Here is a 17,755-nt window from a genome sequence, read left to right on the forward strand (position 1 = left end):
CGCACCGTGAACGACGCGCCCATCGGCATCTTCGACTCCGGCCTCGGCGGCCTCACGGTCGCGCGCGCCATTCTGGACCAGCTACCGAACGAGCAGGTCCGGTATCTCGGCGACAACGCGAACACCCCCTACGGGCCCAAGCCCCTGGGGGCGATCCGGGCGATGGCGCTCGACGTCATGGACCGGCTCGTGTCCGACGGCGTGAAGATGCTGGTCATCGCCTGCAACACGGCGTCGTCGGTGGCGCTGCGCGATGCCCGTGAGCGGTACACGCTGCGGCACGGCATCCCCGTGGTCGAGGTCATCCTCCCCGCGGCACGCACCGCGGTGCGCACCAGCCGTTCCGGCCGCATCGGCGTGATCGGCACCCGGGCCACCATCGAGTCCCTGGCCTACGACGACGCGTTCCACGTCACCCCCGGCCTGGAGCTCACCACCCAGGCGTGCCCGGAGTTCGTGCGCCTGGTCGAGGAGGGGCAGACATCGGGCGAGGACGTGCTCAAGTACGCCCACGAGTACCTGGACCCCGTCAGGGACGCGGGGGTGGACACCCTCGTGCTCGGCTGCACGCACTACCCTCTGCTGACCGGGCCGATCAGCTACGTCATGGGCCAGGACGTCACCCTCGTCTCCAGCGCGGACGAGACCGCCAAGGACGTGTACCGCAAGCTCGTCGAGCACGACCTGGAGCGCAGCCCCGAGGCCGGGCCCCCCACGCACGCGTTCCTCACCACCGGGTCGCCCGAGGCCGTCCGCCCGCTGGCGCACCGCTTCCTCGGGCCCGAGGTCTCCCGCATGGAGGCCGTCTGATGCGCCTCATCGCACTCGGGGTCTCGGGCTCGGGACCGGGGCCGGGCTCGCCCGCGTCGTCGTACCTCGTCCAGGTCTCCGCGGTCGAGGCCGCCGCCGCGGGGTACGAGGCACGGGACTGGACCGTGGTCCTGGATCTCGGCAACGGCGCCTTCGGTGCCCTGCAGCGCGCCGTCGACCCGTTCGACATCGACGCCGTCGCCATCTCCCACCTGCACCCGGACCACTGCGCCGACCTGTCGGGCATGTACGTGTACCTGCGCTACCACCCGGAGTGCGGATCGGTGCGCACCGGCAAGGGGAAGCACCTGCCGGTGTGGTCGCCGTCCACGACGGCGACGCAGGCGGCCCGGTCCTACGGGCTGAGCGACGGCGAGACGATGGACGCCGACTACGACTTCCGTTCGTGGCAGGAGGGCATGCCGGTGCAGGTCGGACCGCTGACCCTGGAGTCCTACCGGGTGTTCCACCCGGAGGAGGCGTGGGGCATCCGGGTGACCGGGCCGAGCACGCTGCGACCGGACGAGCGCGCCGTGATCGCCTACACCGGTGACACGGACTACTGCTCCGGCGTCGTGACGCTGGCCCGCGAGGCCGACCTGCTGCTCAGCGAGGCGGCCTTCGTCGAGGGCCGGGACGACCACGTCGAGCCCGGCATCCACCTCACCGGCAGGCGCGCCGGGAGGGTCGCGCACGAGTCCGACGCGAAGCGGCTCCTGCTGACGCACCTGCCGGTGTGGAACGAGCCGGGCATCACGCTCGCCGAGGCACGTGACGAGTACGACGGCGACGTCCGCCTGGCCCAGCCGGGGGCGACGTACACGGTGTGAGCGGCCCGGGAGGACACGCCGTGGTGTCCCGCCCGGGCCGGTCCCCGGTCAGCGCGAGCCGTTCCACGCGACCGCCGCGACGACCCCGCCCACCACGACGAGCCCGGCCAGGACGGCGAGCGTGATCTTCCACGCCGACCACGGGCGCTGCCCGATGACCTCGCTGGTGCGGGCGTTGACCAGCACCTGGAACGCCTTGCCGCCGTAGAGGTAGGTCGCGATCCACACCGGCAGGAGCAGCAGCTTGAACGTCACCGCCGTGTAGGCCGTGTCCATGTGGTGCACCCGCTGCTCGTCGCCGCCGATGTCGCTCTCGCAGTCGTCCTCGATCACGCGCTCCATCCGGCTCTTCGCGGTCTCCAGGCCGGCTTCCGGCTCGACGTCGTACCGCAGCGTCTCGTGGCCGGCGAGGAATTCCGGCCGGTACGGCTCGGCCTGCGCCAGCGGCCACGGCTCGAGCTTGGCCAGGTGCTCGGGCATGACGCGCCGGGTCCCGGTGACCAGGAGGTCGTCGAAGAACCGCGCCACGCGCCCGTGCGCGGGATACCAGTGCGTGCGGCGCTCCTGCCGTTCGGTGCGCCGGCCCTCGGAGTCGGTGCCGGTGACGGTCACCCAGTAGTGCTCGCCGCGCTGCCCGCTGTAGTCGGTGGTGGTCTGCGCGTCGTAGGTCCAGTGCGGCAGGTAGACGCTGTGCGCCTGCTCCGCGGCGCTCACCTTCTTCAGGGCCGACGGCGCGAACCAGCGGGTGCGGGCCCAGTGCCGCAGGGCCGAGGTCATGGTCGCCCGGTCGACGGTGAACGGCAGGACCGCCTCGGGCTGGACGATTCCCAGGTCCTCGACCTGGGCGACCATCGGCGACCCGCAGAACCCGCAGGCGTGCGACAGCCGGTCGCTCGTGGTGACGGCGCCGCAGGCGCCGCACCTGTAGTCGTGGGTCTCGGGCGGGAGCTCGCGGCGGGAGGAGGCGAGCGTGGCGAAGTCGTGCTCGCGCACCTCGCGGTCGGTGCTCGCGACCTCCTGGGTGTGCCCGCAGTACGGGCAGGTCAGCGTGCCGGTACCGGCGGCGAACCGGAGGTTCGCGCCGCACTGTTCGCACGGGTAGCCCTGGTGGGTGGCGGGCCGGGCGTCGGGGGGCTGGGTCATCCTCGTCAAAGCCTTCAGGACCGCGGCGGCAGGGGCGGCGGGGTGGCGCCCAGGTGGCGGGCGACGTCGGGCACGGTCGACGCCTCCTGCCAGCCGGCCATGCCTTCCCGCCACACGAGGGTGGCAGGCGTGAGCGCGCCGGAGGAGACCTGGCCGGCCAGACCGGCGTCGTCGAACGGGCCGGACTGCGCGCCGTCCACGCCCAGGAACCACTGCACCGCACCCGGCAGGGGCGGCGGAGCGGCGGCGGCCGGGGCGGGCCGGGCAGGCGGAGCGGGCTGGGCCGCCGGCGCCGTCGCGCCCGCCACGGTCTGCCCGGCCAGCTGGCCCAGGCCCATGCCGAGGACGGTCGCCGCGCCGCTGCCCGGGTTCTCGGCCGCCGCCTCGAGGGCCTCGGCGGCCTGGAACTTCGTGTACTGGTCGAGGTTCCCGACGATCCCCATCGACGTGCGCTTGTCCAGCGCCTCCTCGACCTCGGGCGGCAGCGAGATGTTCTCGATGACGAAGTGCGGGATCGCGATGCCGAGGTCGGGCTCGAGCTCGGCGGTCAGCGTGGCGGCGAGGGTGTCACCGAGTTCGCCCTGGTGCGCGGCGAGGTCGAGGACGGGGATGTTCGCCGAGGCGAGTGCGGTGCCGAGACGGCTGACGATGTTCTGGCGCAGGTACTCGTGCACCTCGTCGGTGCGGAACTGCGGGTCGGTGCCCACCAGTTCACGCAGCAGGAGCGCCGGGTCGGTGACCCGAGCCGCGAAGGCGCCGAACGCGCGCAGCCGCACGGCACCGAACTCGGGGTCGCGCATCATCACCGGGTTCTTGGTGCCCCACTTGAGGTCGGTGAACTGGCGGGTGCTGACGAAGTACACCTCGGCCTTGAACGGGGACTCGAACCCGTGCTTCCAGCCCTTGAGCGTGCTCAGGATGGGCAGGTTCGCCGTCTCCAGCGTGTACATGCCGGGCGTGAAGACGTCCGCGATCTGGCCCTCGTTCACGAACACCGCCGTCTGCGACTCGCGGACCGTGAGCCGGGCACCGTTCTTGATCTCGTTGTCATGGCGCGGGAAGCGCCACACGATCGTGTCGCGGGTGTCGTCCGTCCATTCGACGATGTCGACGAACTCGTCCTTGAACTTGTCCAGCAGGCTCATCGGGAGCGTTCCTCTCTGCCCGGGGTCGGTGAGGTGCCCGGGGTGGGCAGGCCGGCTCCCATCCAAGCGGGGAACGCGGGGCCCGGCAAGGAAAGTGCCGCCACGTGGACCGCCCGAGGAGGCGTGGCGGCCCCCGCCCAGGACGATGCCGCCCCCGCGAGTACGCTGGCGGCTGTGACTATCAGTACCTCCGACATCACGCGTGCCGACGGGCGCGCCACCGACCAGCTCCGCCCGGTGAAGATCACCCGCGGCTGGCTCGACCACGCCGAGGGCTCCGTGCTCGTGGAGTTCGGCCGGACGCGCGTGCTGTGCGCCGCCTCGTTCACCGAGGGCGTGCCGCGCTGGCGCAAGGGTTCCGGCGAGGGGTGGGTGACCGCCGAGTACGCGATGCTGCCGCGGTCGACGAACACGCGCGGCAGCCGCGAGTCCGTCAAGGGCAAGATCGGCGGCCGGACGCACGAGATCTCGCGGCTGATCGGGCGCTCGCTGCGAGCCGTGGTCGACATGTCCGCGCTCGGCGAGAACTCGATCGTGCTGGACTGCGACGTGCTCCAGGCAGACGGTGGCACCCGTACCGCCGCGATCACCGGCGCCTACGTGGCACTGGCCGACGCCGTCGCCTGGGGGCAGCGCCACGGCCACATCACCGCGCGCGGGAAGCCCGTGCTGACCGACTCGGTGGCCGCCGTGTCCGTGGGGATCATCGACGGCACGCCCATGCTCGACCTGCCCTACGAGGAGGACGTGCGCGCCGAGACCGACATGAACGTCGTGGTCACCGGCGCCGGCGCGTTCATCGAGGTGCAGGGTACGGCCGAGCACGCGCCGTTCGACCGGGCCGAGCTCGACACGCTGCTGGACCTCGCGGTGGCGGGCGCGGCGGACCTGACGGCGTTCCAGCAGGCGGCGCTCGCCCAGGAGCTGGGCGGATGACCTCGGCCGACAGGGTCCCCGTCGCCCCGGCGATCGTCGCCGACGGTGTCGCCGTCCTCGTGTTCGCGATCGCGGGGATGAGCGCCCACGACACGCTGGTGCTGGAGCTCGGCCGGGTGGTCTGGCCGTTCGCCGTCGCCGCTGCGGTGGGCTGGGCCTGGACCCGCGCCTGGCGGGACCCGGCCCGGATCTGGCCGGTCGGGGTGGCGGTCTGGTTCACCACGGCCGTGGGGGGGATGATCCTGCGCGTCGCGACCGGCGGCTCGTTCGCCGTCTCGTTCCTGCTCGTCACCCTCGGGTTCCTCGGGGTGACGATGCTCGGCTGGCGCGCGATGGTGGCCGTCATCCGCCGCGGCACGTCCCGGCCCGGCGCCGCGGGGCACGACGGGACCGACCACCAGGAGGCGAAGTGACGGACCAGGGAACGGGCACGGCGGTGCCGGGTGCGGACGGCCGCGGACCGGAGGCCCGGCCGGCATCGCCCGGCGCCCGGCTCGTCATCGCGACCCACAACCGCAAGAAGCTGGTGGAGCTGCGCACGATCCTCGGCGGCGCGGGCGTCGACCTGCCCGACGGCGAACTGGTCACCTCGGGCGAGATCGGCGCGCCGGAGCCGGTCGAGGACGGCGTGACGTTCGCCGCCAACGCCCTGATCAAGGCGCGTGCGGTGTGTGCGGCCACGGGCCTGGCGGCGGTCGCCGACGACTCGGGGCTGGCCGTGGACGTGCTGGGCGGTTCGCCCGGCATCTTCTCCGCCCGCTGGGCGGGGCGTCACGGCGACGACCGGGCGAACCTCGACCTCCTGCTCGCCCAGCTCGCCGACGTGCGCCCGGAGCACCGCACCGCCGGCTTCGTGTGCGCGGCGGCGCTCGTCACGCCCGACGGCACCGAGGAGGTCCGCACCGGCGAGATGCGCGGGGTGCTCACCGGGGCCCCGCGCGGCGCGAACGGCTTCGGCTACGACCCGGTCCTCGTCCCCGACGAGCAGCCCGCATCGTCCGACGGCGTCCCGGGAACCCGCACAGCGGCCGAGCTGGACCCCCACGAGAAGAACGCCATCAGCCACCGCGGCAAGGCGTTCCGCGCCCTGGCCCCGCTGGTCGTGCGGGCCCTGTCCCGGGCCTGACACCGGCTCCCGGCGCGCCCGGCCGGGCCGGTGGCGCCGGCGGGGCCGGTGGCACCGGCGGCGCCTCAGGCGAGTACCGACGGGATCCGGTAACCCGCGAACGCCGCCGCGACCTGAAGCTCGTCGAGGCCGTACCGCTCCAGCGTGTACCGGTGGCCCCGGTGGCGGGGCCGGTGCCGGGCCGAGGCGAGGTTGGCGTCGTCGTCGGCGGTCCACGTCATGCCGAGGTGATCGAACACGCCGCGCATCACCTGCACCGGTTCCTCGACGAGATCGCTGTAGGAGACGTCCACCAGGACGTCGTCGTCCAGCTGCTCACGCTGGCCGAGCGCGCGGTCCACGCCGTCGGACAGCATCGCCAGCCACTCCGCGCCGATCGCGTCGAGATCGACCGTACCGGGCTTGTAGTGCATGTTCCGCAGCGCCTCGGACATGGAGCAGCCGGAGGCGAGCGCCCTTCCGGGAGAGCGGTGCGTCCACACGAACCGCGCGTCGGGGAACGCGCTGAGGATCTCGGGCATCCGCCACAGGTTCGCGGGGTGCTTCAGGATCCAGCGGTGCGGCTCCTGCCCGAACGACATCACCTGCAGGGCCTGGCGCAGGAGGACGAAGTCGTCGGTGAGGTCGGCGTCCGCGAGGTACTCCCGGTACGCCGGCACGGTCGACGCCGTGGTGTGCAGCTCGGAGTGGTCACGCAGGAAGAAGTCCTCCTCCTCGCTGGTCGCGATCAGAGGGTGCACCTGCGACCAGTCCGGGCTGAGGCGGTCCATGACCGACAGTCGCTTGGTGGTCCGCTCGGCGATCCGCCGGCGTTCGGCCGGGTCCTCGACCGGGAGGCCGAGGTTGAGCATCTCCCACAGCAGCGGCCCGCGGTTCCCCGGTGAACGGGCGATGAGGTTGTACGTGAAGGTGGTCCCGGTTCGGGGTAGTCCGATCACGAACACCGGCGCCGTGACGGGCTGCTCGCGCACCTGGGGATGCCTGGCCTGGATGTCCCGGACGATCACGCGGTTGCGCAGCCGGTCCCGGATCCCGGCCTGCACCGTGGTCCAGCCGAACGGGCTCAGGTGCGGGTTCGCCGCGTGCGCGCGCAGGAGAAGCCGCAGGGGTTCGACGGCCGTGAGGTCCTGCGGACCGAGCGGCCGCCGCCCATGCTGCGCGGCGGCCAGGAGCTTCTCGAAGGTGGCGTCCGGATCCTTGCGGCTGCGCGCCCCCGGCAGGAGAAGCACGTTGAGCATCCTGAGCATGGGGGGAGTGGCTTTGGACATGCAGGTCATACTGCCCATTTGCGCAGGTCAACACAAGGGGGACCAGTTCCTCACGCGCCGAGGCGCCGGCGCAGCTCCGCCGCCTGGCGCCGCGACACCTCGACCCGGCTGCGCTGGCGGTCGTTCATCACGCAGGCCAGCGCCCCCTTGAAGTCGGGCACCAGCTCGCGCACGTGGTCGAGGTTGACGAGGTAGGAGCGGTGCGTGCGGAAGAAGTGCCCGCGCAGCCGGCGTTCGAGCTCGTTCAGCGAGAACGTGACCAGGAAGCGCTCGTCGGCCAGCTTGAGGTAGGAGTAGCCGCGGGCGGCGCTGGCGTACACGATCGCGCGCTGGTCGACCAGCACGGTCCGCCCGTCCTTCTGCACGGGAACCTTCGCCAGCGGTCGCGGCAGAAGATCCTCCGGGTCCGGACGGTCGCCGTCGGGAGCCGGGGGCTGTCCCGTGCGGTTGCCTCCGGCGGTCTCACCGCGCGCGCCGCCCCCCGTGCCGCCCCCCGCGCCGTCGTCGGTCCCGGACTGCGTCAGCGCCCGTTCCACCGCGCGGGCCAGCCGGGCGCCGTCGAACGGCTTGACCAGGTAGTCGGCGGCCTCCAGGTCGAACGCCTCGACCGCGTGGTCCGGATGGGCCGTGGTGAACACGATGCGCGGCGGCCTGGGCAGCCGCCGCGCGGCGGCGGCGACGTCGAGCCCGCTGGTGCCCGGCATCCGGATGTCCAGGAGCACCAGATCGTAGGGGACGGCCTCCAGGAGCTGCAGCGCCTCGCCGCCGTTGGCGGCTTCGCCCACGACCTGCACGTCGCCGAGCTCCTCCAGCAGGTACCGGAGCTCGGCCCGGGCGGGCGCCTCGTCGTCGACGATCAGCGCGCGGGGGCGGGTGTCGTCGTCGCGCACGGGCATCAGCGTAGTGGGACGCGCAGGTCGATCACGGTTCCCTCGTCCGGCGTGGAACGGACGTCCAGGGAGAACCGGCTTCCGAACAGGGCCGTGAGGCGCTGCGAGATGTTCCGCAGCCCGACGCCGGTGTGCGGGTGCGGCCCCCCGCGGCCGCCACGGACGGTCCCGGCGCCCTCGCTCGGCCGGTCGACGGCGTCGTCGACGGCCTCGTCGCCGGCCTCGTCGGCGGTCGCGTCGTTCCCGTCGGCGGGGGCGTGACCCGCGGCTCCGGCCGCCCTCGCGCGGCGCCCGCCGTCCTGACTCGCGGTCAGGTGCGGCCCGTCGAGTTCTTCGAGGACCTCGGGCGACATCCCCACGCCGTCGTCCGACACGCGGATGGACGTGGTCCGGGTCAGCGGGTCCACTCGGGCCCGCAGCGTCACCGTCCCGCCGTCGACCTTGTCCGCCAGGCCGTGCTTCACCGCGTTCTCCACCAGCGGCTGGATCGTCAGGACCGGTACGTGAGCGGTCAGCACCTGCGGGTCGATGTCGTACCGCACGCGCAGCCGGTCGCCGAACCGGGCCTGCTCCAGCGTCAGGTACGTGCGCACGAAGAAGTACTCCTGGGCGAACTCGGCGAGCTGCCCGTCCTGGCGTACCGCGTACCGGAAGAAGTCGCTCAGCCGCAGCAGCAGGGCACGCGCCTCCTCGGGGTCGGTGCGGGACTTCGAGGCGATCGTGTTCAGCACGTTGAACAGGAAGTGCGGGTTGATCTGCGCACGCAGCGCGTGCAGCCGGGCGTCGGCGGCGAGCTCGCGTTCCCGGTCCGCCTCGGCGAGCTCGAGGTGCAGGGACAGGATGCCGGCCATGTCCTCCACCTGCCCGCGCTCGGCAGGTTCCGGGCCGGTGCGGAGCACGACGAGAGCCCCGACCACACGGTTCTCGACGACCAGCGGCGCCGCCACGGCGCCCGCCAGCGGGCAGTCGGGCTCGCCGCAGCCGAGGTCCGCGGTGCTGCGCGACGTCGCGCTGCGTCCCGTGGTGATCGCCTTGAGCGTCACGGACGCCCGGACCGGCCTGCCGGCCCGGTGGTGGTCGTCGCCCGGTCCGACGAAGGCCAGGATGCGTTCCGTGTCGGTGATCGCCACGGCATCGCCCCGCAGCAGCGGGCGCAGCAGGTCCGCGGTGCGGCGGGCGGCGTCGGCGGTCAGGCCCGACCGCAGCGGCATGGCGCGGCCGCCCGCCACGAGGCCGCGTGCCCCGCCCCGCCGCGGTTCGGGGCCCCGCCGCAGCACGGTGGCCGAGCGCGGCCCCCGCAACGCCGACGGATATCCGAGGACGACGGCGAGCGTGACGGCCACACCGGCCACGACGGTGGTCCCCACACCGAGCGGCGGGTCGACGACGACCTGAGTCACCAGGTACACCACCCCCCAGACCACCGCGATCCCCCCTGCGAGCAGCGCGCTCCCGGAACGCATTCTCAGTCCCCCTTCCGCCGGCCGTGGCGCCCCTTGCCGAGGCTGCTGATCGTGAGGCGCGCCAGGCGTTCCGCCTGCCTGTCCGCCGCCGTGCCGTGCAGGACCAGCCACTGGCTCTCGACGTCCGACGGCGGCCGGGTCACCCGCGACACGAGGACGCACACCACGGCGGCCAGCGGAGCCGCCACCAGGGTGGGCGTCATCAGCATCTCGCCGAGGCCGGGGCCCACCGGAAGCAGCCCCAGCACGAACATCCCGATGGAGGTCACGCCCCCGGTGAGCATCCCGGCGACCGCACCGGCCGCCGTCGTCCCCCGCCACCAGATGGTCAGCACGAACACCGGCGTGAGCGCCGACCCGGCGATGGCGAACGCCCACGTCACCATGGCCGCCACGATGGACGGGACCGACGGCGCCAGATGGTCCGGCTGCAGGACCACCGCCATCCCGGCGGCGGTGAGCGCGACGACGGCGGTGCTCGCCCGGCCGGCCCACACCGCCTGGCGCTGCGTGGCGCGGGGGTTGATGTGCCGCTCGTACACGTCGTGCCCCCAGGACGCCGCCGCCGCGAGCAGCAGGCCCGCGATGGTGGACATCACGGCCACCAGGGCGCCCGCGGCGATCACCGCGAGCCCGACGTCGCCGCCGTAGAGCCGGCCCAGCACCGGCAGCGCATGCTCCGGGACGCGCAGCACGCCGTCGGTGGTCAGGCCCTGGAGCCAGGCGTGCTCACCGGCGGCCTCGGCGATCTTCTGCCGGGCGGCGGTGCCGAGCATCACCGCGAGAGCGTAGAAGAGGCCCGCCAGCCCCAGCACCCACACGGTCGTCATGCGGGCGGCCGTGCCGGTGGGGCTGGTGAAGTACCGGTTCATCACGTGCGGCAGACCTGCCGTGCCCATGACGAGGGTGAGGATGAGCGCGAACTGGGCGAGCGGGCCGTAGGCGGCGCCCGGCTCGCCGAACGCGGCCGCCGCGCCGGGGTCGATCTGATCGGTCTCGACGCGCAGCTCCCAGCCGTCCGCTCCGGGTACGGGATTGGCCAGGGGAGTGGCCGAGAGGTCGGAGACGGCCTCGGTGTAGCGGAAGCCGGAGCCGACGACGGCCAGCGCCAGCCAGACCAGCGCGCTCAGCAGCACCAGGAACTGCACGGCCTGCGTCCACGTGGTGCCGCGCATCCCGCCGAACGCGACCAGCGCGGCCACGAACGTCGTGGACAGCAGCACCCCGGTGCCGTACGGGTCGAGGCCGGGCAGCCCGCGGCCCACCAGGAGCTGCCAGGTGATCCCGCTCCCGACGGCCTGCGGGATGAGGTAGCTGAGGATCACCACCTGCACCACGCCGACCGACACCAGCCGGACGCGCTCCGACCCCAGGCGTCTGCCCAGGAAGTCCGGGATGGAGAACTCGCCGAAGCGTCGCAGTGGGGCGGCGACGAACAGCAGCACGGGCACGAACCCCGCGGCGAAGCCGACCGCGTACCAGACGCCGTCGAGGCCCGAGACGTAGACCGCTGCGGCCACGCCCAGGAACGAGGCCGCCGAGAAGTAGTCGCCGCAGATCGCCAGGGCGTTGGTCGCCACGCCGACGCGCCGGCCCGCCAGGTAGAAGTCCACGGTGGAGGCGCCGCGCGGGCGCACCAGCCAGGCGACCAGCACCAGCGTGGTGACCAGGACCACCAGGGCGGTGGTGCCGGCCGGTGTCACGGGGCGTCCTCGCCGTCGTCGTCGCCGGCCTCCTCGTGCGCCCCGCCGAGCATGCGGGCCTCCACCGCGGAGGAGAGCGTGGCCGCGGCCAGCCCGACCGCCAGGAAGAACACGTACAGGCCGAACGCGGCCATGGCGAAGCCCGGGCTCATCCCGCCGTCGATACGGGCGCCGGACCACCAGCCGAGCGTGAGGGACAGCGCGGGCACGCCGAGCACGGCGGCGAGGAACAGGACGAAGTGCCACACGGCGACACGGCGCAGCGTGCGGAAGGCGGCGTCGACCTCCGCGGGGGTGTCGTGCTCGTCCACGTCGAGGCGGAGGGCGTCGTCGTCCATTCGTGCGCCGGGCGTCAGAACGGGTTGCGGTACAGGCGCCAGGCGGTGGCCAGGACGACGGCGGCGCCCGTGCCGACCAGCACGAGCCCTTCCCCGGCCCAGACGTGCCACCAGGCTCCGGTCGACGCGACCGTGAGCCCCAGCTTCACCGACTGCCACACGACGAGGGCCGCGACCGGCAGCCCGACCACGAGGCAGTGGGTGATCGCCGAGACGCGGTGCGGGATCACGGCACCGGAGAAGAGCAGCATGCCCAGGGCGGCCGTCAGGATCCCCGCCCCTCCGTACCCGGGCAGGTTGCCGGCGGCCGTGCGGACCCAGGGGAGCACCGAGCCGGCGAGGACGCAGAGCGCGCCCACGATCATCATCACGCTGCCGGGGTGAAGGATCCGGCGGCGCGCGGTGGCCCGTGATGCGCTCGACGTCGAGGACATGGGGTTGATCGTAGGGCACGACGGCGCCCCTGCCGATGCCCGGGCGCCACCCGGGTACCTCCGCCTCCGCGAGCGGGGGCACGGGCGGTACGAGCGGTCGCTCTCGTCCCGTGAGCGGCACCGGCCACCGTACGGGCCCGCCGGCGAACCGCGGGCGACCGCTCGCGGGGCCACGACCGCCGTCGGGCGGCCGAGCCCTTGCAGGCCACCGCCCGGAACCACTTGGCTCACGGTGGGAAGAGATGTGACCCGGGCCACAGGAGTCCCGGGCCCTCCGGCACCGCTCGTGGAGGTGCTGCCGGACCGAGACGCAAAGGAGCGCGACATGTCCGACGACGTCATGACACCGGAGGGCGGCCCGCCGCCCGGCGGTGGCGAGGCCAACGGCTGGCGGAAGGAGTACTGGCGCAAGAACCTGCGGCTCATGGTCGTGCTGCTGATCGTCTGGTTCGCCGTCTCCTTCGGCTGCGGGATCCTCTTCGTGGAGCAGCTCAACCAGGTCGTGATCGGCGGCTTCCCGCTCGGGTTCTGGTTCGCCCAGCAAGGCGCGATCTACACGTTCATCGTGCTGATCCTCGTCTACGCCGTACGCATGGACCGGCTCGACCGGGAGTACGGCGTGCACGAACGCAACCACGACGGGGGGCTGACGTGACCGAAACGCAGATCTGGGCGCTCGTCTTCGTCGCCCTGACTTTCAGCGTCTACATCTACATCGCCTGGCGCAGCCGGGTGCGGGAGACGAGGGGCTTCTTCGTCGCCGAGCAGAACGTCCCGGCGATCGCCAACGGCGCCGCCGTCGCCGCCGACTGGATGTCCGCGGCCTCGTTCATCTCCATGGCGGGGCTCATCGCGTTCCTCGGCTCGGACGGCTCGGTCTACCTGATGGGCTGGACCGGCGGCTACGTCCTGCTGGCACTCCTGCTCGCGCCCTACCTGCGCAAGTGGGGCAAGTTCACGGTCCCGGAGTTCGTGGGCGACCGGTTCAGCGAGACCGTCCGCTCCGTGGCCGCCGTCGTCGCGATCATCGTGTCGTTCACCTACGTGGTGGGCCAGATGGCGGGCGGCGGCATCGTGTTCTCGCGGTTCCTGGAGATCCCGCAGGCCGGCGGCGTCGCCATCGCGGCGGCGGTCATCTTCACCTACGCCGTGTTCGGCGGCATGAAGGGCATCACCTGGACGCAGGTGGCGCAGTACACGGTGATGATCGTGGCCTACCTCATCCCGGCCTGGGCCGTGGCGCACACCATCACCGGGATCCCGGTCCCGCAGGTGTCGTTCGGACGGATCCTGGAGGAGCTCAACGCGCTCCAGGCCGAGTTCGGGCTGGACCAGTACACCCAGGCCTTCACCGCCCGGCCGCAGCTCGACGTGTTCCTCGTGACGATGGCGCTGATGATCGGTACCGCGGGCCTGCCGCACGTCATCATCCGCTTCTACACGACCAAGTCGGTGCGCGGCTCGCGCTGGTCGGCACTGTGGGCGCTGGTGTTCATCGCCCTGCTGTACACGACGGCCCCCGCCGTGGGCGCGTTCACGAAGTTCAACCTGCTCCAGGGCGTGCAGGGGCAGCCGGTCGACGCGCTCCCGCAGTGGGTGCAGAACTGGCAGGCCACGGGGCTCGTGTCGGTCTCGGAGTCGGCGGACACGATCACCTCGATCACCAACAAGGCCACCGTCTTCGCCGACGGCGGCGCCGACCTGCTCGTGAACAACGACATCCTCGTGCTCGCCAGTCCGGAGATCGCCGGCCTGCCCGCACCGATCGTCGGGCTCGTGGCGGCCGGAGGGCTCGCCGCGGCGATGTCGACGGCCGCCGGGCTGCTGCTCGTCATCTCCTCCTCCGTCTCCCACGACCTGTACTTCCGGTACGTGGACCACCACGCCTCGGAGGCGCGGCGTCTCGGGGTGAGCCGGATCGCGATGGGACTCGCCGTCCTGGTGGCGATCTACTTCGGGATCAACCCGCCGGCGTTCGTGGCCCAGGTGGTCGCGTTCGCGTTCGGGCTCGCGGCCTCGACGTTCTTCCCGCTCCTGGTGCTCGGTGTCTTCTGGAAGCGGACGAACGCGGCCGGGGCGGTGTCCGGCATGCTGGCCGGGCTCGCGTTCACCGGGAGCTACATGATCCACACGCTGGAGGTGTTCGGGACCAGCGCCCACGAGTACGTGTTCGGGATCAGCCCCGAGGGCATCGGCACCCTCGGCGCCGTCGTGAACCTGGTCGTGACGATCGTGGTCTCCCTGGCCACCCGCCCGCCGTCGCACGAGGTCCAGGAGATGGTGGAGCAGATCCGCTACCCGGCGGAACGTGAGGAGGTCGGCGCGAACTGACGCACGGCCGGGCGGTCGGCGCCCCTGTCGCCTGCCGCCCGGCCGTCGGCTCCCCGGATGCGGGTGGCCCGGGCGCCCGGCCACGGTGATCGTCCGGTCGCCGCGGCCGGGCGTCTAGGGTTTCCCCATGCATCTTGTCGCCGACGAACTCGCCTTCTCCTACCCCGGGCGGGCCGTCCTGCGCGGAGTCAGCGTCAGCGTCAACACCGGCACGCGCCTCGGCGTCGTCGGCGAGAACGGGTCCGGGAAGTCCACGTTCCTGCACCTCCTGGCCGGACGCCTCGACCCGAGCGGCGGAGAGGTCCGCCGCGACGGCACCGTGGCGCTCGTCGAGCAGGAGCTGCACGCCACCCCGGGCCAGACCGTCGGTGACCTGGTCGCCGGCACCCTCGACGGCCTGCGCACCGCCGCCGCGGAACTGGAGGCCGCTGCCGCCGCGTTCGACCACGAGACGGGCGACCTCGCCGAGCTGCAGCGCACCCTCGCCCGCGCGGAGCACCTGGCGGCCTGGGACGCGGACCGCCGCGTCGACGTCGCGCTCACCCGTCTCGGCGCTCCCCGCGAGCCCGGCCGCCCGCTCGACGAGCTCAGCGTCGGCGAGCGGTACCGCGTCCGGCTGGCCTGCCGCCTCGCGGAACGAGCCGACCTGCTGCTTCTCGACGAACCCACCAACCACCTCGACACCGGAGCCATCGAGTTCCTCACCGGCGAGCTCGTCGCGTGGCGCGGAGGACTGGCGGTGGTCACCCACGACCGCGAGCTGCTCGACGACGTCGCCACCGCGATCCTCGACCTCGACCCTTCCTGGGACGGCAGGCCCGTGCTCTACGGGCAGCCGGGCTACCTGTCCTACCGGTTCGCCAAGAACCAGACGCTGCACCGCTGGCGGCAGCGCTACCGGGCCGAGCGCAAGCGCGCCGCCCACCTCGCCGAGGTGCTCGACTCCTCCTACGAGGGCCTGTCCGACGAGTGGCGCCCGCCCAAGGGCTCGCAGACCCACCGTCGTGCCACCCGCGCGCGCATCCACGTCAAGGCCGCCGACCGGCTGGCCCAGAAGCTGGAGGCCGAGGCCGTCGAGGTGCCCGTCCCGCCGCCGGCGCTCGCGTTCCCCGATCTTCCGGCGATGTCACCGGGCTGGGACGCGGCGGAGCCGCTCGTCGAGGTGCGCAGTCCGCTGGTCGTGGCCGGTGGCGGTGACCGTTCGCGGAGCGACGGTGACGGTACGGGTGACGGTCGTGGTGACGACGCCGGTGGCGGGAATAGTGTGCCAAGCGTCCTGCTGGACCTTCCCGGGACGCGGGTGGCCGTGCCGCCGTCGGGCAGGCTGCTGGTGACCGGGCCGAACGGGGCGGGGAAGTCGACCCTGCTGCGGGTGCTCGCGGGTGGTGCGGGGCTCGCCCGGGGGAGCAGGGTGTCCCGGGACGGGGTGCGGATCGGCGTCGTCGGGCAGGAGAGCCTGGCGCTGACGCCGCAGGCGGCGCGACGGACCGGGTTCGAGACCGCGGCCGACGAGGCGCTGGAGCTGCTCGCGGCCGGGGCGCTCGATCCCGACCACGTGGTGGCGGTGGCGTCGCTGGGGCTGCTGTCCGAGGAGGACCTGGACCGGCCGCTCGGTGAGCTGTCGGTGGGGCAGCGGCGCCGGTTCGAGCTGGCGCGGGCGCTGCTGCACGTACCGCACCTGCTGCTGCTCGACGAGCCCACCAACCACCTGTCGATCGACCTGGTCGACGAGCTGACGCGTGCCCTGACCATCACGCCGGCGGCCGTCGTGGTCGCCACCCACGACCGTCGCATGCGCGAGGAACTGGCGGACTGGCCCGAGCTCCCTCTTGCCTGAGCACGCCCCCCTGCGGACAGCCACCCCCGCCACGTGACGGCCGGGTCGGCCGTGGAGCTACGGGACGGCGGTGTCGTGGTGGCGGCCCAGGTGGGCGCGGATCGTGGTGGCGAGGTCGCGCAGGTCGTTGTCCGCGCGGTCCACGGCCGTCTGGTCCAGCGTGACGCCGAGCAGGTAACGGCCAGAGCCGTGGTGCACCTCGACGACGAAGACGGCGCCCTTCTCCACGTCGAGCACCACGCGCAGCACCCTGCCGGAGTCGAGCTGGACGAAGTCGTCGTCCAGCAGCTCCACCAGGGCGCGCAGCCCTTCGCCGTAGCGCTCGTAGACGCGGCGGTGCTGGTCGGAGTCGGCGAGGCCGAGGAGGGGCGCGAGGGCGGGGTCGTCGAGCACGTCGACCCGGAAGATCCCCTTGCCGCGCGTGTGGTACTGCAGGTAGTGCAGGGTGTCCGGGGCGAGGCGGGTCGTGCAGAGCGCGACCACGCCGTCGGTCTCAGGGCCGTAGGGCCGCAGCACGTGGTGGGAGACGTGAGCGGTGCGGGTCGCGATGTCGCGGGCGGCCCGTGCCTGGGCCCGCCGGGCACGAAGATGGCTGAGCTGGTCGACGCCGAACAGCAGCGCGCTGAGCGCGCCCAGCACCCCGACGAACAGCGCCCCGCGGCGCAGGCTGAAGGTCTCGTCCAGCAATGACGCCATGCCGAGCTCCACCAGGAACGGGAGCAGCAGCGAACCGCCCAGGCCGGTGGCGATCTTGCCCGCGAGCTTCGTCTGCATGGGCCTCCCCGTTCGCGGGTGCCCCGGGTGGCACCTGAGAAGTTATACCTCATCAGGGGCATCTCGGGCGGTGGTGGCGCCGCGGGACCCTCAGCCCAGGCGGCCCACGTGCGCCATCGCCTGCCGCACGAGCGTGCCCTGACCGTTCATCATCTCGGCCAGCACGGTGTCGGCGCAGGCCTCCTCCGGGGTCATCCAGGCGAGGTCGAGGGCGTTCTGCTGCGGCCGGCAGTCGCCCGTCACCGGCACCACGTACGCGAGGGAGATCGCGTGCTGACGCGGGTCGTGGAAGGAGGTGATCCCCGGGGTGGGGAAGTACTCGGCCACCGTGAACGGCTGCGGGGACGGCGGCACCTGGGGCAGGGCGACCGGGCCGAGATCCTTCTCGATGTGGCGCAGCAGGGCGTCCCGCACCCGCTCGTGGTACATGACGCGGCCGGACACGAGCGCGCGGGTGATGGCGCCCTGCGTGTCGACGCGCAGCAGCAGGCCGACGGCGACGACGTCCCCCGAGTCGTCGACCCGGACCGGCACGGCGTCCACGTAGACCAGCGGAAGCTGTGCGCGCACGACCGCCAGGTCCTCCTCCGTGAGCCAGCCGGAGGTCTGGGAGTTGTCGCGGTAGAAGTCGTCGGCGGGGTAGTCCGCGGTGTCGGTCACGAACCTTTTCTACCAGGATCAGGTGCATGAGGCCGGAAATGCGGTAGTCCGCGGAACGGCGGCCGCC

At 72.9% G+C, this 17,755-nt stretch carries 18 protein-coding genes; 8 read left to right on the plus strand and 10 right to left on the minus strand.

The window, feature by feature from the left end:
- Positions 1-6: 6 nt before the first annotated feature.
- Positions 7-810 carry a glutamate racemase gene (gene murI, locus HGK34_RS02100; RefSeq protein ID WP_201844863.1) on the plus strand — a complete coding sequence of 268 codons (804 nt, stop codon included), beginning with the start codon at positions 7-9 and terminating at the stop codon, positions 808-810.
- Positions 810-1,640 carry an MBL fold metallo-hydrolase gene (locus HGK34_RS02105; protein ID WP_201844864.1) on the plus strand — a complete coding sequence of 277 codons (831 nt, stop codon included), beginning with the start codon at positions 810-812 and terminating at the stop codon, positions 1,638-1,640. Before murI ends, HGK34_RS02105 begins: the two co-directional genes overlap by 1 nt.
- Before the next feature lie 48 nt (positions 1,641-1,688).
- On the opposite strand, the gene HGK34_RS02110 is transcribed toward HGK34_RS02105, so the two are convergent.
- Both HGK34_RS02110 and HGK34_RS02115 read right to left on the minus strand, forming a co-directional pair.
- On the minus strand, positions 1,689-2,783 hold the full coding sequence (locus HGK34_RS02110; protein ID WP_201844865.1) for a TFIIB-type zinc ribbon-containing protein: 1,095 nt from the start codon (positions 2,781-2,783) through the stop codon (positions 1,689-1,691).
- 14 nt (positions 2,784-2,797) lie between these two features.
- Positions 2,798-3,928, minus strand: coding sequence for an SPFH domain-containing protein (locus HGK34_RS02115; RefSeq protein ID WP_201844866.1), 1,131 nt, complete (start codon positions 3,926-3,928; stop codon positions 2,798-2,800).
- Between the two features lie 174 nt (positions 3,929-4,102).
- Between HGK34_RS02115 and rph the strand changes: the two genes are divergently transcribed.
- Genes rph through rdgB form a run of 3 tightly spaced genes read left to right on the plus strand, consistent with a single transcriptional unit; the run spans position 4,103 to position 5,990 of the window.
- Positions 4,103-4,864 (plus strand): ribonuclease PH, encoded by a 762-nt coding sequence (rph, locus tag HGK34_RS02120; protein WP_201844867.1) that lies wholly within the window; start codon positions 4,103-4,105, stop codon positions 4,862-4,864.
- Positions 4,861-5,277 carry a DUF3054 domain-containing protein gene (locus HGK34_RS02125; RefSeq protein ID WP_201844868.1) on the plus strand — a complete coding sequence of 139 codons (417 nt, stop codon included), beginning with the start codon at positions 4,861-4,863 and terminating at the stop codon, positions 5,275-5,277. The genes rph and HGK34_RS02125 overlap by 4 nt, the downstream gene beginning before the upstream one ends.
- A gap of 23 nt (positions 5,278-5,300) precedes the next feature.
- Positions 5,301-5,990 carry an RdgB/HAM1 family non-canonical purine NTP pyrophosphatase gene (rdgB, locus tag HGK34_RS02130; RefSeq protein WP_201844952.1) on the plus strand — a complete coding sequence of 230 codons (690 nt, stop codon included), beginning with the start codon at positions 5,301-5,303 and terminating at the stop codon, positions 5,988-5,990.
- Between the two features lie 65 nt (positions 5,991-6,055).
- Here rdgB and HGK34_RS02135 read toward each other — a convergent pair whose 3' ends face one another.
- The 6 genes from HGK34_RS02135 to HGK34_RS02160 are packed head-to-tail and all read right to left on the minus strand — an operon-like array spanning position 6,056 to position 12,086.
- Entirely contained in the window at positions 6,056-7,258 is a 1,203-nt protein-coding gene (locus HGK34_RS02135; protein ID WP_201844869.1) for a sulfotransferase family protein, read from the minus strand.
- Positions 7,259-7,308: 50 nt separating this feature from the next.
- Entirely contained in the window at positions 7,309-8,148 is an 840-nt protein-coding gene (locus HGK34_RS02140) for a LytR/AlgR family response regulator transcription factor (protein WP_307815672.1), read from the minus strand.
- Between the two features lie 5 nt (positions 8,149-8,153).
- A complete protein-coding gene (locus HGK34_RS02145) occupies positions 8,154-9,611 on the minus strand; it encodes a histidine kinase (protein ID WP_201844871.1) in 1,458 nt (485 codons plus the stop codon).
- A 2-nt stretch (positions 9,612-9,613) separates the two neighbouring features.
- Complete coding sequence (locus HGK34_RS02150; RefSeq protein ID WP_201844872.1) at positions 9,614-11,314, minus strand: solute symporter family protein; 1,701 nt, start codon at positions 11,312-11,314, stop codon at positions 9,614-9,616.
- Entirely contained in the window at positions 11,311-11,652 is a 342-nt protein-coding gene (locus HGK34_RS02155; RefSeq protein ID WP_201844873.1) for a hypothetical protein, read from the minus strand. The genes HGK34_RS02150 and HGK34_RS02155 overlap by 4 nt, the downstream gene beginning before the upstream one ends.
- Before the next feature lie 14 nt (positions 11,653-11,666).
- Positions 11,667-12,086 carry a hypothetical protein gene (locus tag HGK34_RS02160; protein WP_201844874.1) on the minus strand — a complete coding sequence of 140 codons (420 nt, stop codon included), beginning with the start codon at positions 12,084-12,086 and terminating at the stop codon, positions 11,667-11,669.
- A 325-nt stretch (positions 12,087-12,411) separates the two neighbouring features.
- Here HGK34_RS02160 and HGK34_RS02165 point away from each other — a divergent pair, with 325 nt between their 5' ends.
- The 3 genes from HGK34_RS02165 to HGK34_RS02175 all read left to right on the plus strand — a co-directional run bounded on the left by HGK34_RS02165 (position 12,412) and on the right by HGK34_RS02175 (position 16,254).
- Positions 12,412-12,741: a DUF4212 domain-containing protein gene (locus HGK34_RS02165; protein WP_244666270.1), complete on the plus strand. Its 330-nt coding sequence runs from the start codon at positions 12,412-12,414 to the stop codon at positions 12,739-12,741.
- Positions 12,738-14,417, plus strand: a complete 1,680-nt coding sequence (locus HGK34_RS02170; protein ID WP_201844875.1) for a sodium:solute symporter family protein — start codon at positions 12,738-12,740, stop codon at positions 14,415-14,417. Before HGK34_RS02165 ends, HGK34_RS02170 begins: the two co-directional genes overlap by 4 nt.
- 127 nt (positions 14,418-14,544) lie before the next feature.
- Complete coding sequence (locus HGK34_RS02175) at positions 14,545-16,254, plus strand: ATP-binding cassette domain-containing protein (RefSeq protein ID WP_201844876.1); 1,710 nt, start codon at positions 14,545-14,547, stop codon at positions 16,252-16,254.
- A 57-nt stretch (positions 16,255-16,311) separates the two neighbouring features.
- Here HGK34_RS02175 and HGK34_RS02180 read toward each other — a convergent pair whose 3' ends face one another.
- Both HGK34_RS02180 and HGK34_RS02185 read right to left on the minus strand, forming a co-directional pair.
- Positions 16,312-17,028, minus strand: a complete 717-nt coding sequence (locus HGK34_RS02180) for a hypothetical protein (protein ID WP_201844877.1) — start codon at positions 17,026-17,028, stop codon at positions 16,312-16,314.
- 90 nt (positions 17,029-17,118) lie between these two features.
- Complete coding sequence (locus HGK34_RS02185) at positions 17,119-17,688, minus strand: NUDIX hydrolase family protein (RefSeq protein WP_201844878.1); 570 nt, start codon at positions 17,686-17,688, stop codon at positions 17,119-17,121.
- Positions 17,689-17,755 lie beyond the last annotated feature (67 nt).

The sequence above is a fragment of the Myceligenerans indicum genome (assembly GCF_016742955.1).
In the GTDB taxonomy this organism is placed as follows: Bacteria; Actinomycetota; Actinomycetes; order Actinomycetales; family Cellulomonadaceae; genus Myceligenerans; species Myceligenerans indicum.

What these genes read in the sequence shown, in the direction of transcription:
- HGK34_RS02105 (WP_201844864.1), top strand. Translation starts at nt 810, where the DNA reads ATGCGCCTCATCGCACTCGGGGTCTCGGGCTCGGGACCGGGGCCGGGC.
- HGK34_RS02110 (WP_201844865.1), bottom strand. Translation starts at nt 2,783, where the DNA reads ATGACCCAGCCCCCCGACGCCCGGCCCGCCACCCACCAGGGCTACCCG.
- HGK34_RS02115 (WP_201844866.1), bottom strand. Translation starts at nt 3,928, where the DNA reads ATGAGCCTGCTGGACAAGTTCAAGGACGAGTTCGTCGACATCGTCGAA.
- HGK34_RS02125 (WP_201844868.1), top strand. Translation starts at nt 4,861, where the DNA reads ATGACCTCGGCCGACAGGGTCCCCGTCGCCCCGGCGATCGTCGCCGAC.
- HGK34_RS02135 (WP_201844869.1), bottom strand. Translation starts at nt 7,258, where the DNA reads ATGTCCAAAGCCACTCCCCCCATGCTCAGGATGCTCAACGTGCTTCTC.
- HGK34_RS02145 (WP_201844871.1), bottom strand. Translation starts at nt 9,611, where the DNA reads ATGCGTTCCGGGAGCGCGCTGCTCGCAGGGGGGATCGCGGTGGTCTGG.
- HGK34_RS02155 (WP_201844873.1), bottom strand. Translation starts at nt 11,652, where the DNA reads ATGGACGACGACGCCCTCCGCCTCGACGTGGACGAGCACGACACCCCC.
- HGK34_RS02160 (WP_201844874.1), bottom strand. Translation starts at nt 12,086, where the DNA reads ATGTCCTCGACGTCGAGCGCATCACGGGCCACCGCGCGCCGCCGGATC.
- HGK34_RS02165 (WP_244666270.1), top strand. Translation starts at nt 12,412, where the DNA reads ATGTCCGACGACGTCATGACACCGGAGGGCGGCCCGCCGCCCGGCGGT.
- HGK34_RS02175 (WP_201844876.1), top strand. Translation starts at nt 14,545, where the DNA reads ATGCATCTTGTCGCCGACGAACTCGCCTTCTCCTACCCCGGGCGGGCC.
- HGK34_RS02180 (WP_201844877.1), bottom strand. Translation starts at nt 17,028, where the DNA reads ATGCAGACGAAGCTCGCGGGCAAGATCGCCACCGGCCTGGGCGGTTCG.